This window comes from Spirosoma agri (assembly GCF_010747415.1).
In the GTDB taxonomy this organism is placed as follows: Bacteria; Bacteroidota; Bacteroidia; order Cytophagales; family Spirosomataceae; genus Spirosoma; species Spirosoma agri.
This window is the reverse complement of sequence record NZ_JAAGNZ010000001.1, coordinates 2,457,715-2,471,040: the sequence shown is the minus strand read 5'-3', so window position 1 is coordinate 2,471,040 and position 13,326 is coordinate 2,457,715. Positions and strand designations below refer to the sequence as shown.

General features: G+C 51.4%; 14 protein-coding genes. 5 read left to right on the top strand and 9 right to left on the bottom strand.

What is annotated here, in order from left to right; all coding sequences use genetic code 11:
* Nucleotide 1: 1 nt before the first annotated feature.
* The gene (locus tag GK091_RS10195) at nt 2-208 is read left to right on the top strand and encodes a hypothetical protein (RefSeq protein WP_164036971.1); all 207 of its coding nucleotides are present in this window, start codon (nt 2-4) and stop codon (nt 206-208) included.
* A 71-nt stretch (nt 209-279) separates the two neighbouring features.
* Here the strand turns inward: GK091_RS10195 and GK091_RS10190 are convergent, their stop codons facing one another.
* Nucleotides 280-1,095: a M23 family metallopeptidase gene (locus tag GK091_RS10190; RefSeq protein WP_164036969.1), complete on the bottom strand. Its 816-nt coding sequence runs from the start codon at nt 1,093-1,095 to the stop codon at nt 280-282.
* Nucleotides 1,096-1,197: 102 nt separating this feature from the next.
* On the bottom strand, nt 1,198-2,046 hold the full coding sequence (locus GK091_RS10185; RefSeq protein ID WP_164036966.1) for an AraC family transcriptional regulator: 849 nt from the start codon (nt 2,044-2,046) through the stop codon (nt 1,198-1,200).
* A 158-nt stretch (nt 2,047-2,204) separates the two neighbouring features.
* Between GK091_RS10185 and GK091_RS10180 the strand changes: the two genes are divergently transcribed.
* Nucleotides 2,205-3,179: a phytanoyl-CoA dioxygenase family protein gene (locus GK091_RS10180; protein ID WP_164036964.1), complete on the top strand. Its 975-nt coding sequence runs from the start codon at nt 2,205-2,207 to the stop codon at nt 3,177-3,179.
* A gap of 64 nt (nt 3,180-3,243) precedes the next feature.
* On the opposite strand, the gene porG is transcribed toward GK091_RS10180, so the two are convergent.
* The 6 genes from porG to GK091_RS10150 form a co-directional block, all read right to left on the bottom strand.
* Nucleotides 3,244-3,915, bottom strand: a complete 672-nt coding sequence (gene porG / locus GK091_RS10175) for a type IX secretion system protein PorG (protein ID WP_164036962.1) — start codon at nt 3,913-3,915, stop codon at nt 3,244-3,246.
* 3 nt (nt 3,916-3,918) lie between these two features.
* Nucleotides 3,919-4,920 carry a DUF6089 family protein gene (locus GK091_RS10170; RefSeq protein WP_164036960.1) on the bottom strand — a complete coding sequence of 334 codons (1,002 nt, stop codon included), beginning with the start codon at nt 4,918-4,920 and terminating at the stop codon, nt 3,919-3,921.
* 189 nt (nt 4,921-5,109) lie between these two features.
* Nucleotides 5,110-5,985: an NAD kinase gene (locus tag GK091_RS10165; protein WP_164036958.1), complete on the bottom strand. Its 876-nt coding sequence runs from the start codon at nt 5,983-5,985 to the stop codon at nt 5,110-5,112.
* Between the two features lie 84 nt (nt 5,986-6,069).
* Entirely contained in the window at nt 6,070-6,738 is a 669-nt protein-coding gene (locus tag GK091_RS10160) for a CBS domain-containing protein (RefSeq protein ID WP_164036956.1), read from the bottom strand.
* A gap of 150 nt (nt 6,739-6,888) precedes the next feature.
* Complete coding sequence (locus tag GK091_RS10155; protein ID WP_164036954.1) at nt 6,889-7,686, bottom strand: alpha/beta fold hydrolase; 798 nt, start codon at nt 7,684-7,686, stop codon at nt 6,889-6,891.
* 13 nt (nt 7,687-7,699) lie between these two features.
* Complete coding sequence (locus tag GK091_RS10150; RefSeq protein ID WP_164036951.1) at nt 7,700-8,314, bottom strand: anthranilate synthase component II; 615 nt, start codon at nt 8,312-8,314, stop codon at nt 7,700-7,702.
* Nucleotides 8,315-8,534: 220 nt separating this feature from the next.
* Between GK091_RS10150 and GK091_RS10145 the strand changes: the two genes are divergently transcribed.
* From GK091_RS10145 to GK091_RS10135, 3 genes are all read left to right on the top strand, one after another.
* Complete coding sequence (locus GK091_RS10145; protein ID WP_164036949.1) at nt 8,535-9,833, top strand: NAD(P)/FAD-dependent oxidoreductase; 1,299 nt, start codon at nt 8,535-8,537, stop codon at nt 9,831-9,833.
* Between the two features lie 27 nt (nt 9,834-9,860).
* Nucleotides 9,861-11,351: a flavin-containing monooxygenase gene (locus GK091_RS10140; RefSeq protein ID WP_164036948.1), complete on the top strand. Its 1,491-nt coding sequence runs from the start codon at nt 9,861-9,863 to the stop codon at nt 11,349-11,351.
* 92 nt (nt 11,352-11,443) lie between these two features.
* Nucleotides 11,444-12,271, top strand: a complete 828-nt coding sequence (locus GK091_RS10135; RefSeq protein WP_164036946.1) for a hypothetical protein — start codon at nt 11,444-11,446, stop codon at nt 12,269-12,271.
* 25 nt (nt 12,272-12,296) lie between these two features.
* Here the strand turns inward: GK091_RS10135 and GK091_RS10130 are convergent, their stop codons facing one another.
* Nucleotides 12,297-13,238, bottom strand: coding sequence for a hydrogen peroxide-inducible genes activator (locus GK091_RS10130; protein ID WP_164036944.1), 942 nt, complete (start codon nt 13,236-13,238; stop codon nt 12,297-12,299).
* Nucleotides 13,239-13,326: the final 88 nt, after the last annotated feature.

Sequence of the window (13,326 nt, the reverse complement as noted above, 5' to 3'; positions counted from 1 at the left end):
AATGGAGAACAAAACTAATTTCCGCCGTTTTTTTGGCGCATCGCTTACCATCCTGGGCGTTGCCGTTATTCTTTTTGCGTTGATCGCCTTTCTGTCTGATAATAAGCCCGTTCTGGGCCTTTCTGTCTCAAAAGGTGAAGCAGCCGCGCCCTTTATCGTCGGCATGATCTTCCTCGTCACGGGCGTCAATTTGGTGCGCGAGTCGTAACCGATCCGGTAACCATGATGCAGTGTATGGGCTATTGGGCTGAACGTTTCAGGCGATAGCGTGTACACGCATCATTTAGCGAGTTTTGCGGTCAATAGCCATTGATAGGTGTTCAACGGTTGGGGCAAGCCGTTCGGCTGAATCTGAAGGTACATCAGGTGCAGGTGCGTTGGCGAACGGGACTTGTAGGCATTAAATCCGGAACGGCCCATTTCAGCCAGTTTCTGCCCGGCGTGGACCCATTGTCCCGGCGATACATCGACCTGGTTGTTGTGCGCGTAATAGAACAGACCGTTCAGAATTGGGTCATACACCCAGATCCAGTTACCACCCCGATAGTCGGAGCCGGGGTGCCAGTCCGTTTCGATGGCCAACACCAGTCCGCTCGTCATGGCCAGAATATCGACGGGCTTTTTCGTGCGATCATCGTTTGTATCCTGATTGCGATCAACGATAAAAATATCTTGTGCGGGATGGCTGCCACGCACCGTATAATCGAAAAGATCAAAACCGTTGCCCCGGTAGCCTTCCCCGCGCGATCCGCCAATAGCACTGGTCGAGTACCCCCGTATCGGAAACGAAAAATAGGTGCCGGTTCGACGCAGACTGTCTCGTTGGAGACTATCGGAGGGAATCGTTTCTGAGCTGCGGAATCGCTCCTGCAAGCCTTTCATAATACGGCTGAATTCGAGTCGGGCCGAGTCAGGGGTGACGCTCTGTTCCCGGATTTTCGTATAGAGGGTCTGATACTGCTGGCAGTAATTGTAGAGCGTAGGTTCGCTCGGGTTGCCGGTCAGTACCTGCGATGACGCTACGTTTATTCCTCCCACAAGCACAGCCGCTATCACACCCGCTATCCGCATGAACGATATTATATCAATCTTCACTAACTCAATTTTCGATTGTACGCCCAAAAATACGTAAAGTCGGGCTTATGCGTAGTGCCTACTTTCGTGAATAGCCGTAACACGTTGACGAACGGGTGCCAGTTACAGGCTTCGATGCCTTTTTTTAAACTGCATAGGGTTCTCGCCAGTCACTTTTTTGAACGTTTTATTGAAGTAAGATACACTCTCAAATCCGCTGGCAAAACAGGTTTCCGTTACATTGTGGCCTACCAGCAGTAATTTTTGTGCCTGATTGATCCGGTATTGATTCAAAAATTGAGTAAACGTCAGCCGGGTCATCTTTTTGAAATAACGACAAAAGGCCGCTTCTGTCAGATTAACCAGGGCCGCCATCTCGGTCAACTCGATTTTACGCTGGAAATTCTCGTCAATGTAGCGATGAATATAGCTGAGCCGCTGCTGCTCTTTTAGCGTATACTGATTTTCAACCGGTTTTTCGTTCAGCAGTGTCATCTCATCGCTAATAGCCAAGCGTTGAAAGACAGCAATAAGCGTCATAAGCCGCTCAAAAGAAGGTAGTTCAGCCAAACGTTCCAACTGCTCACCCACAATCCGTTTCGTTTCGCCGAAGAAGGAGACACCGTTACACGCCAGTTTGAAAAGACGGGCAATGGCCGCAAACTCCGGAATTTGCAGAAACTGTTCACCCATAAAGTCGGCTTTCATCTGCACAACCACTTTACGATGATCAGTTTTTACGCCGTAATCGAAATTCAGATGCGGAATATTGGGGCCGATAAATACCAGATCACTTCCTTCGTAACAGGAAATATGGTCGCCCACATGCCGGTTTCCGCTGGCACCGGTGATGTACACCAATTCGTATTCCGGGTGATAATGCCACAGAAAAACAGTCTGCAACTGGGGCGTCAACAGGATGCGAAACGAACTGTTCGTGTCGGGCTGTATTTCTTCCTTCTTGACCTTCATAGCTTTGTCCGGTTTGATCAAAACTGTACTCCTGGCGTCAATAAAATCAAATTGAGAGCAATATAGTACAAAAATAGGCCATTTAGGGAGTAGAAAACAGGTAGGCGCAATCAATAACTTTGTCGTATCAACGGCTTCAAAACGGTATCTACAGAACTATGGAAACCCAACACACAATGGCCCAGACAATGATTCCGGATAATGCGCATAAGGACATTCCAGGCAATCCATCAACCGCCACCAGCAGTAAACTCAGTCTTAATGATCGCGCCAACGGAGCACCTTTGCGCGTGTTGTCGGAAGAAGACTGGCAATTCTGGATTGAGAATGGCTACGTCATCATCAAGCAGGCGGTGCCCAAAGAAAATGCGGAGCGACTCGCCAACCTTCTCTGGGAGTTTGAAGAAAAAGACCCCGCCAATCCGGAAACGTGGTATGCGCCCGCCCGTGCCGAAATGAAAATGAAAGAGCTGACCAACAGTGGCATGGTTGAGTTGTATAATCACCAGTACGAATGGGATAACCGGCAGTATCAGCGCGTTTACGATGCGTTCGTCGATATCTGGGGAACGGAAAAACTCTGGGTGACTATCGACCGGGCCAACCTAAATTTTCCGGTCAGGCCGGGCCATGAGTTCAAGGGATTTATCCACTGGGATTACGATCCGGAAACGAATCCCCAGAACGTGCAGGGCGTATTAGCGCTGGCTGATCAGACCGATGAGAACATGGGTGGTTTCCAGTGCATTCCGGAGTTGTATCGCACTTATGATACCTGGAAATTGACGCAACCCTCGGACCGCGATCATTTTAAGCCCGACACAACCGGCTTTGAGCTGGTAAAGGTTAAACTGGAAGCGGGTGATCTGCTAATCTTCAACAGCACGCAACCGCATGGTATTCGTCCCAATCGCTCAACGGATAAGGTTCGGATTGCTCAGTACATTTCCATGATGCCCGCTCAGGAAGAGAACGAAGCCCTTCGCCAGTGGCGCGTTACGTCCTGGAGGGAGAGGCAGGCTCCGGAAGGCTACGCTTTCCCCGGCGACCCACGCCATTGGGAAAAGACCCGATACCAAACCGCCCAATTATCCGAACTCGGAGAAAAATTACTGGGACTTAAGCGGTGGTAGTTTTCGGCTTGGTTTGTATTTGATACGGCGTATCGACTACAAACCAAGCCGAACGATCGTCCAGTTAGGGGCAAACTATCTTGTAGAACGTATAGCTAAGTGTGATGGCCGTATACGTGTAGCTATCGTTTAAAGCCGGGTTGCCCTGCGCCAGTTTGTTCGTCGTTACGCCATAGGTCCGTTCGCCCAGGCCATCCAGGTAATCGTTATTGGTGAATCGGGTGCCGAATTCCAGCCCAACACTCCAGGGGCGTTTGATTTCGTATTTGACGCCGATGCCGAGGGGAAAATTCAGGAGCGCACGGGCTTTCACGACTGCGTTTGTGTAATTGTAGAGTCCTAATCCCGCGAAGACGTAGGGTGTCCAGTTTTTCACTTTGGGTAGCAGCTTATAATTCAGAAAATTATATTCCAGATCGATCGTTGCTTCACTGGTCGTACTTCTGAACGAATAGTTACGGGCCTGTTGTAATGGATCGCTGCTGAAGTGATCTTCCGCCTGAAAACTACCTACTGCCACTCCTGCCCGCATTGAAAACGAACGCGTCGCGTTGTAGCGAAAAAACAGATTGCCCGCCGGACGATAGGAGCGCGGATTGAGCCGGGTCGATACGTCGCCTTTGTACAGCATTCCCCCTAACCCGCCCCCTACCTCGATCTTCTGCGCGTGAACGCTAAGACTGATAAAAAGCCCGGCTACAAGTAGCCAGGCGTTGTGGATTTGTCGTTTGCTCACAGGCTATTTAATAGGCGGGCATTTGATCTTACCCGGAATGATGTAGTGGATCTGAAAACTCGTCAGTATGTAACCATCCCGTAACAGGCCGTTCGCCCCACGTTCGGGCGTTTGTAAGGCGTTCAACACATCAGCCTGACTTTGTCCTCCTGCGTTATACATTTCCGTGAGTATAGTATAGCGATCAGGGGCGTTTTTGTAGCGGGCAGCAAATTGCTGTTGCCGACGATCACCCATTTTAGTGGCCAGACCTTGTAAGACCGATGGATCAGCGTAAGGTCCACCTACGTCGTCCAAATAGTCCGTAAAGGTGTAGCGATAGCCAATTTCGAAACCAAGATTAAAGTTTTCGTTCAGGCGATAGCGCAGACCGAAACCAACCGGAATGGCCGCCGTAACGAGCGAATAGGGTTTTTCATAGCCGGGCTGTCCCTGCCCTTCGGTGTGCAAGGGTTGTAATTTTACCCATTTTTGCGCTTCATACTCTCCGGCATCCGTACCGGCTGGCGTCCGGGCTTCCGGGCTATGCGCCAATAAGGCTATTCCGCCAAAAATATAGGGCGTCAACTTGGCACGAACGCCTGAGTTGCGACCGTCTGCCACAAAGTTGTAAATACCCGAAACGGCGAACTCTTTCAGGTCATTCCGAAAGTGCAGATTTCGCGTATACTGGATTAGGTTTTTATCCAGGTTCCCTTTGTTGAACGTGTAATCATCACCCGCAATACGAGCCCACGTGAAGGAAGCCCGTGCAGCAAAATGCGGGGTAAATTGACGCGTGTAGCCGATTCCCAGGTTCCAGCGCGGCATGATGTACGTGGCCTTTATGAATTGCCGGTAACCTGCCAGATCGCCGTAGTAATGGGACGTACCAACACCAAAACTAACCGACGAATACGGTAAAAAATTGGTGTTAGGCCGTCGTTGAGCCTCGCTGTCTGACGAAGTAAGTATGGAAAAAATACTTACGAGAACACCTACTGTCAGATAATGGTATTGCTTCATGTGGTTAAGTTTCGTGAATCAACCGACTCGACCCGAAGATCAGCCATTTTCGAAACGGCTGGTTGACCCCTTTTATTGGCAAATTGAACCGAAAAATATACTATGGGCAAGCAAAGAGGGTGCCAGAAAAGGGAATGAAGCCTATGATAAGCCCTTATAGCGCTGTTGACCAGGTTACTGCTGGTTCCGTTAATTTCTGATATCCCAGCCCCAGTTCAGCTTACTGCGGAGCGTGTTCAGAAAGTTATCGTCGCTAAGCTTGACAAGCCGGGCTTTGAAGGCTTCCTTCTGAACGCTGATTCGGGCGGATGCATCAACGGTAAATGAACGGGAATCGAGAGCGGCCAGGAAATTTCCACTGCGGCTTTCAACCTCAAACGCCAGCTGGCAGCTGTCCATAACGATCATGGGACGCACATTGAGGTTATGCGGGCTGATGGGCGTGATGATAAAGTTATTGGTCTGAGGCAATAGAACCGGGCCACCGCAACTGAGCGAATAGCCCGTCGATCCTGATGGTGTTGACACAATCAGGCCATCAGCCCAGTATGAATTTAAAAACTCGCCATCCAGATACGTATGAACCGTAATCATGGATGAGGTCTGCGTACGCGTAATGGTGAAGTCGTTCAGGCCAAAGGGTAACGAACCGAAAATGTCCGGGTTAGATCGCACGCCAACCAACGCCCGTTCATCAATGCTGTACTGTTCAGTGAACAACGCATCGATCATCAATCGAATAGACGATGGGGACACGGTAGCCAGAAAACCCAGTCGGCCAATGTTGATACCCACGATTGGAATTTCGGTGGCACCAACGTGCGTGACGGCATCCAGCAGTGTACCATCGCCCCCTAAACTAAAAATAAAGTCAGCCTCGGCAATGCCTTGATCGGTTTGGTAGACGGCTTCGCTATTGTGAGCAACGCCAGCGCCGTCCAAAAATTCGCGGTAAATCTGGGAGAGAACAACTTCAACTTGACGTTTAGCCAGTTCATCAAACATGGACTGGATATACGGCCGGGCTTTTTCGGGAAAGTTGCGCCCGTGAATGGCGATTTTCATAAGGTAGTTGTCGTTCGTCGATTCGCTGTTGCCGGTTGCCTTCCTCTTCGTTCAGGCCAATATCAACCAGCACAAATCGGCAAACTATGTATTAAGATAGCGAAGCAGCGAATCCAGTCGCTCCTGATCAATGCTTTCGACGGGGGCATTGGCAAATGCCGATTCAATCTGATAGCCGAAACGCTCGAGGGTTGAAATGACCGGCGTAATATCGCGCCGATTGAGTTTCAAGGTCAACCGGGAGCGATCCGGCATACCGTAAGCGGCACTCGAAAAATAACTGCTTATGATCTTTACGTTGTTCGATTCGACAAGCCGGCTAATTTCGGCCATCGAGTAATCACGTTCGTTAAGGCTTAAAATAAGGATGGCTCCGGCTTCCTGAACACCAAGCTCCTGCGCAAACTGTTTCAACAGTTCGTTGGCTGAAATTGTACCGGTGAATTCGCGCCCTTCGTTCAGAACGGCAACAACATCCATACGATTCTGGATGATCAGCCCCATAATCTCGAACAGATGCTGATCTTCATGAACGTATATTTTTTCAAACAGACGCATCACATTGCTTAGCGGTTGATCGCTGTCAGGAACGTCCATCAAAAGTTCTTCGCTAACCACACCCCGGTAATCGCCCTGGTCAATGAGCGCGAGTTGGCCGATGCGGTGCTCCTGCATCCAATCCAGCGCCTGCCCGACAGAATCGGTCGGTTTCAGGGCTGGAAGCATCGGGTCTATGAGTTCGGCAGCCAGCATACGAATTGAAATTAAAAGAAACTGTATGGCAGAAAACTACGGAATTTCTGCCATAGTTTCTAAAAGTTAGTTAAAAAACAGTTTTAAGTCGCAAAGAACCAACTTGATTTTATTGGCCACTCCCAAAGAGGTATTGAACCTGCACCCTGATCAGGAATGCATGGTGCTTACAGACAACTGTTCATTAGCCATCGGATGGCGTTCGAGCCAGTCGTTCAGCAGCACATTGAACCGGTCGGGATGCTCCATCATGGGCGCATGGCAGCATTTGTCGATAAAATGCAACTCAGAATCGGCGATCAACCGATTGAATTCATACCCGACTTCAGCAGGGGTGATCGTATCGTTCAGGCCCCATACCAACAGCGTTGGCACGTTGATCTTGTAGAGGTCTTTCGCAACATTGTTGCGCTGAGCCGATTTGGCAATCCCAACAATACTCATGCACTTGGGAATGCTGCTCGTAATCTCGAATACCTCATCGACAAGTTCTTTCGATGCCACTTTCGGATCGTAGAACGTGTAGGCCACCCGCTCAGAAATGTAGTCGTAGCTGCCGCGCTTGGGAAACGAGCCGCCCATTCCGTTTTCGAACAGACCCGAGCTTCCCGTCAGAACCAGCCGCTGCACCTGATCGGGGTGCTTGAAACTATATAACAAGGCCAAGTGCCCGCCGAGCGAGTTGCCCAGCAAGGTCAGGTCTGTCAGTTGCTTGTGAGCCAGAAATTTTTCGATAAATGCCACGAGCCCTTCCAGACTAGCTTCGCGCATCGGCATTTCATAGATCGGCATAAGCGGAATAACCACCCGGTATCGGTCGGAAAAACCGTTGATGACACCATCCCAGTTACTTAGCGCCCCAAAGAGCCCATGCAACAACAACAATACATCACCCTGACCTTCGTCTACGTAGCGGAAACCCGCTTCCTCCCGAATCTGATAATTCATACGATAGCCCTTATTAATGCAGGAGCCCGAACATAGCCGATTTTTCCTGCTGTACTGTACTAAACCTCAAAAAATTAATCCAATTCGATAAAATGGGCACACCGAATGCGGTTAAAGCCGCTTCCGGATGAAACTGCACCCCCCATATCGGCAACGTCCGGTGCCGCATCGCCATCAGTTCGTGCTGGCCGGTAACCGCCGTAGCAATGAGCGTATCCGGCAAATCACGGAGCACCAGCGAATGATAACGGGTAACAGCAAATTGCCGGGGTAAATTCCGGAACAGCCGATCATCGGTCTGTACCCGAATCTCGGACACTTTACCGTGCATCGGTCGAGCCGCCGGGCCTAAGGTAGCGCCAAAAAACTCACCGATTGCCTGATGCCCTAAACAGACCCCTAACATGGGCAGCTGCTGATGGTAATGCGCAATCACCTCCATCAATCGACCGGCTTGTTGGGGTGTCCCCGGCCCCGGTGAGAGCACCACACCCGCAACAGTCGTCTTTGTTAGCCGGTCCATCGGCTCGTTGTTCCGCACAACATGACAGGTGGCCCCTGCCTGATGCAGATAGTCGACCAGCGTGTACGTAAACGAATCGAAATTATCAACGACTAACAGATCCATACCCCTACAACACAATCTGTTTCGACAAAATTAATAGTTTCTAAAAAAAAGCATCAACTAGTTTTTATTACTAACTGATTATCAGTATATTATTTTTTCATTATCTTTAAATTAGTCAATAGTTCTAAAAAAAATACCAGACGTTTGGCTCCCTAAACGTGGTATGGGTCGCCGGAAAAGCTACTTTTGGCGTTTATTCTGTACATCCTAACGCACTACCATGCCTGCGAATTCGTCCAGTCAGTCGGCAGCTTATTCTTCATCCGATCCCGTAGTTATTGTTGGCGCTGGCCTGGCGGGTCTTACCTGTGCCTGTTATCTCAAACAGGCAGGCATCAAGGCCCTGGTGATCGAAGCAACGGATGGCGTAGGCGGGCGCGTCCGCACCGATGTTGTAGATGGGTTTCTGCTCGATCGAGGGTTTCAGATCTTGTTGACCGCCTATCCCGAAGCCCAACAGCTACTCAACTACGCTGACCTTGATCTAAAATCCTTCCGATCGGGGGCGCTCATCCGGCATCAGGCGGAATGGCTTACGCTCGTCAACCCGTTTCAGGAACCGCTATCGGCCTTTCGCGTATTGGCGTCATCGGTGGGAACCATCGGCGATAAACTGCGTATTGTCGAGTTGATTCGCCGGACGCAGAGTCTTTCAGTTAGCGAGCTATTCCAGCAGACACCAACCACGACGCTGGCCTTTTTGCGCGAGTACGGCTTCTCGGATCAAATCATCGAGCGGTTTTTCCGGCCCTTTTTCGGGGGTGTCTTTCTGGAAGACGGCCTTACAACATCGAGTAATTTTTTCGAGTTCTGTTTCCGGATGTTCTTTACGGGCGAAGCGGCAGTACCAGCCAAAGGCATCGGTGCCATTGCCGACCAGCTGGCCAGTCGTTTATCACCCGATCAGATCCGGCTCAGTACACCCGTTTCACGCATCGAAGGCAACACGGTTCATCTGACGACGGGTGACACCATCAACGCGGGCGCGATCGTTCTGGCAGTCGATGCCGCCCAGGCAGCCGCTTTACTTGGTCGCCCTGCGCCCGCCGATCAGTCGTTCAATCATACAACCTGCACGTATTTTGCCACCTCATCGGAACTACCCGATGTGTCGAAACAGCGGCTGCTGCTGTTGAATACCAATCGAACGGCGATGGTTCATAACGTAGCCATTCTGAGTGATGTCGCACCGGCCTATGCGCCTGCCGGACAGACGCTTATTTCGGTCAGCACGCAGGGACTCGTCACGACAAATGCCACGGACCTGACGGAACGGATACGAACGGAGTTAGGTGAGTGGTTTGGTGAGGCCGTGAAAACCTGGAGGCATTTGCGCACCTACCATATTCCGCAGGCATTGCCCGCTTACCCGCCCGATCGGGCGGGGACAGACGCGATCCACGAATTGCTCAAACTAGGCGAAAACCTCTATCAATGTGGCGATCAAACCACTTACCCGTCTCTGAATGCGGCCATGCAAACGGGACGTCTGGTCGCCGAGTTAATCAAAAAACAGTGAGTCAGTCGTTTTAACCCGACAAAACCCATGAAAGCAGCGGTTGATGTCGCCATAATCGGCGCAGGCTTTGCCGGTCTCACAGCGGCCATTCGCCTGAAGGAACGCGGTACTCCGTTCATCCTGTTCGAACGGGCCGATCAGGTGGGTGGCACCTGGCGAGAGAATGTCTATCCGGGTGCCGCCTGTGATATTCCGTCGCATCTCTACTCATTGTCCTTCGCGCCAAATCCGAACTGGTCGCGCACCTATTCGACCCAACCCGAACTACTGAGCTATCTTAAAACCATCGTTGAGCGCTATGATCTAGGCCCCCGGATTCGGTACAACACGGAAATAACTCGCGCTGAATTTTTGCCCGGAACCGGTTGCTGGACACTTACCGATCAGGCTGGTAACGCGACAACGGCCCGTGTTCTTATCGTTGCCGTTGGTCCGTTGAACCGACCGATCATTCCTAAGCTAAAGGGGCTGGAAACGTTTGCGGGTAAAACCTTTCACTCATCGGCTTGGGACACGGCCTACGAGCTGACCAACAAGCGCGTAGCGGTCATCGGCACGGGAGCCAGTGCCATTCAGTTCATTCCGAAAATAGCGCCTGCTGTCAAGCAACTAACTGTTTTTCAGCGAACGGCCCCTTACATAACCCCGCGACGAGACCGGCTTGTGTCATCGGCTGAACAGCAAATTTTCCAGCGGTTGCCGGTGGTGCAAAAAGCGTATCGATCGCTGATCTACTGGATCAATGAGGTTCAGGGCCTGTCTTTTCTGGGCAACAAAACCGGTAATAAACTTGGCACGAAGATCGCGCTGCAACACCTCAGAAAATCGATCGATGATCCTGAACTTCGGCGCAAGGCAACACCAAACTACACGTTCGGCTGTAAACGCGTCCTGATCTCGAACGACTATTACCCCGCTCTTACCCGCCCGAACGTTGAGTTGGTAACCGATACTATTTCGGAAATCAGACCTGACTCCATTGTCGATAAAAACGGAACGCACTACCCCGTCGATGCGATCATCTTCGGTACTGGCTTTATGGTTTCCGGTATGATCGCTCGCATGAACATCATTGGACGCTACGGTCAGAATCTTTTCGATCAGTGGCTGACACAGGGCGCAGAAGCCCATTATGGTATCACAGCGTCGGGTTATCCAAATCTGGGATTCCTCGTTGGCCCCAATACCGGGCTGGGGCACAATTCGATTATCCACATGATCGAGTCGCAGGTCAATTACCTGCTCGACTATTTAAGCCAGCTTGACCGAGCCGATGAGGGTGCTTTTCTGGACGTTAAGCCGGAAGCGCAGCAACGCTTCAATGCCAACATTCAACAGAAAATGGCGGGTACGGTCTGGGCATCGGGTTGTAAAAGCTGGTATCTGGATGCGCAGGGAAGAAATGCGACGCTCTGGCCTTCGTTGACGGTCTCCTACCGAAAAGCCACCCGCCAGATCGATCCAGCCGATTATGAGGTCGTTCACAGCCCGCAGGAAGTACCACAAACGCTGGTCTAGGTTTTCCAATAGTCAGGCCAATTCTAGGAAAAATCACGGCTTGAGTCGTACTTCGTGAGTCAGCCAGTGATTTGTCCGATTTGTTGTTTTTCATGAGTGGAAAGTTGATTCGTTATGCGCTGCCGTTACTGATTGCCCTGCCGGTTGGTTTTCTGCTCCTTTATCCGCAACTGGTCCGGTGCCTGCGCGTGGATCAATCAGCCGATTTCCAGGTGCTGACCGGTATGAACGAGGTGTATATCAGCCAGACCGCAACCCCAAAGCAGCGCGGCCAACTTCGCCATCATGTACGCACGGCCACTGATCGCATTCGCCGGTTCTGGGGCGACCGACGTGGACATGCTATCCTGATCTACTGCCCCTTACAGGCCGATTATGAACACTATTGCCTTGGTGGTGAGGGGGCTGGCTGTAGTCTGGGAACGCCCTGGGGTGCCTCTTATCTGGTACTGGGGCCAGAGGGTAACAACACCGATGTCATCGCGCACGAACTTTGCCACGATGAGCTGTTTAGTCGGCTGGGCTGGTGGACCGTCAAACGCCAGATTCCCCAATGGTTCAACGAAGGGCTGGCTCTGATGGTCGATTATCGGTTCAGCAGTCCCGCCGTTTGGGAGCGACCAACGAAGGCCAGCCGGGCCGACAGCCTGTTCGACAGCGAACCCGTACTCTCTTTTCCGCGTCAGCCCATGCTTACGCTGTCCGATCTGGAAACAACCCGCGATTTTTTCGGGGGCAGTTACAGCCATGTCATGCAGGCTTACCAGACCTCGGCCGACGAGGTGGCGCGGTGGCTGTCCATCGTGGGTCAGCCGGGTGTGCCAGCGCTAACCAACGCCATGGAAAACGGAGACGACTTCAGACATACGTATCAGCAACTGGAACGGACAAAACGTCTCCGTAAACGAAGCCGGAAGTAGCATCTCAAAGACCATCGAGCACGGTCTATTTCGTCACCCCAACCACCTTCCCCGGTTTCGTTTCGCCAACCAGTTCGTCCGGCAAATGATCCAGGATCTCTTGTTTCAGCGCATTGATCAGCTTCCGTTTCAGGAAACTACGGTGCATGACCAGACTCACTTCGCGTACCGGTTGAGGATCACTGAACGAGCGAATGCGGGTCCGGCGCGTTTCGTCCATATCGAGCGTGGCCAGGTAAGGCAACAGCGTGAACCCATCCTGTTTATCGATCAGTTTGATGAGTGTTTCGAGCGATCCCGTTTCATAGCGTAAGGCCGTGCCATTGGCTTTTCGGTCGGCTCCGCAAAGGTTCATGACCTGATTGCGAAAACAATGGCCCTCCGTCAGCAGCCAGAGGCCATCGGTATGAAGGTCCTGCGGATCGATGAAATCCTTGTTGGCCAACAGGTGCGAGTCAGCGGCATAGACCACGAACGGCTCCTTGAATAACGGAATTTCGGTGATCCCGTTTTCGGCCAAAGGCGTCACAACCAGACCGACATCGATAAGGCCATTGCGAAGCCGTTCGATAATCTGCTCCGTTACCAGCTCCTGAATCTGTACCGACACCGCCGGATAGGTCTCGATAAACTCCCCGATAAAATACGGCAACAGATAAGGAGCCAGTGTCGGGATGATCCCAATTTTCAGATCGCCCTGAAAATCATTCTTCGACTCGCTCACGATTTCGGGTATTCGGCGAGCCGCCCGCAACACCTCCCGTGCCTGCGCCAGAACGGCCTGTCCGGCCTCAGTTGGTACGACCGGCTGTTTCGATCGGTCAAACACCAGAATACCAAGCTCATCTTCCAGTTTATGGATTTGCATACTTAGCGTCGGCTGAGTGACATGACAGCTATCGGCGGCTGTTGCAAAGTGCCGGTGCGTATCGACAGCCACAATATAATCGAGTTGGGAAAGCGTCATTGGCAGGAAATCGGCGAACTAATTGGTATAAAGCGGGCCGATTAGGCCCGTTCTACAGTTTCTCACCGTGTATAATTAAAATTTATAC

Excerpts from the sequence above, each read along its gene's own strand:
- GK091_RS10135 (WP_164036946.1), top strand. The coding sequence starts at position 11,444 with ATGAGTGGAAAGTTGATTCGTTATGCGCTGCCGTTACTGATTGCCCTG.
- GK091_RS10170 (WP_164036960.1), bottom strand. The coding sequence starts at position 4,920 with ATGAAGCAATACCATTATCTGACAGTAGGTGTTCTCGTAAGTATTTTT.
- GK091_RS10155 (WP_164036954.1), bottom strand. The coding sequence starts at position 7,686 with ATGAATTATCAGATTCGGGAGGAAGCGGGTTTCCGCTACGTAGACGAA.
- GK091_RS10145 (WP_164036949.1), top strand. The coding sequence starts at position 8,535 with ATGCCTGCGAATTCGTCCAGTCAGTCGGCAGCTTATTCTTCATCCGAT.
- GK091_RS10165 (WP_164036958.1), bottom strand. The coding sequence starts at position 5,985 with ATGAAAATCGCCATTCACGGGCGCAACTTTCCCGAAAAAGCCCGGCCG.
- GK091_RS10195 (WP_164036971.1), top strand. The coding sequence starts at position 2 with ATGGAGAACAAAACTAATTTCCGCCGTTTTTTTGGCGCATCGCTTACC.
- GK091_RS10160 (WP_164036956.1), bottom strand. The coding sequence starts at position 6,738 with ATGCTGGCTGCCGAACTCATAGACCCGATGCTTCCAGCCCTGAAACCG.
- GK091_RS10140 (WP_164036948.1), top strand. The coding sequence starts at position 9,861 with ATGAAAGCAGCGGTTGATGTCGCCATAATCGGCGCAGGCTTTGCCGGT.
- GK091_RS10180 (WP_164036964.1), top strand. The coding sequence starts at position 2,205 with ATGGAAACCCAACACACAATGGCCCAGACAATGATTCCGGATAATGCG.
- GK091_RS10150 (WP_164036951.1), bottom strand. The coding sequence starts at position 8,314 with ATGGATCTGTTAGTCGTTGATAATTTCGATTCGTTTACGTACACGCTG.
- GK091_RS10130 (WP_164036944.1), bottom strand. The coding sequence starts at position 13,238 with ATGACGCTTTCCCAACTCGATTATATTGTGGCTGTCGATACGCACCGG.
- GK091_RS10185 (WP_164036966.1), bottom strand. The coding sequence starts at position 2,046 with ATGAAGGTCAAGAAGGAAGAAATACAGCCCGACACGAACAGTTCGTTT.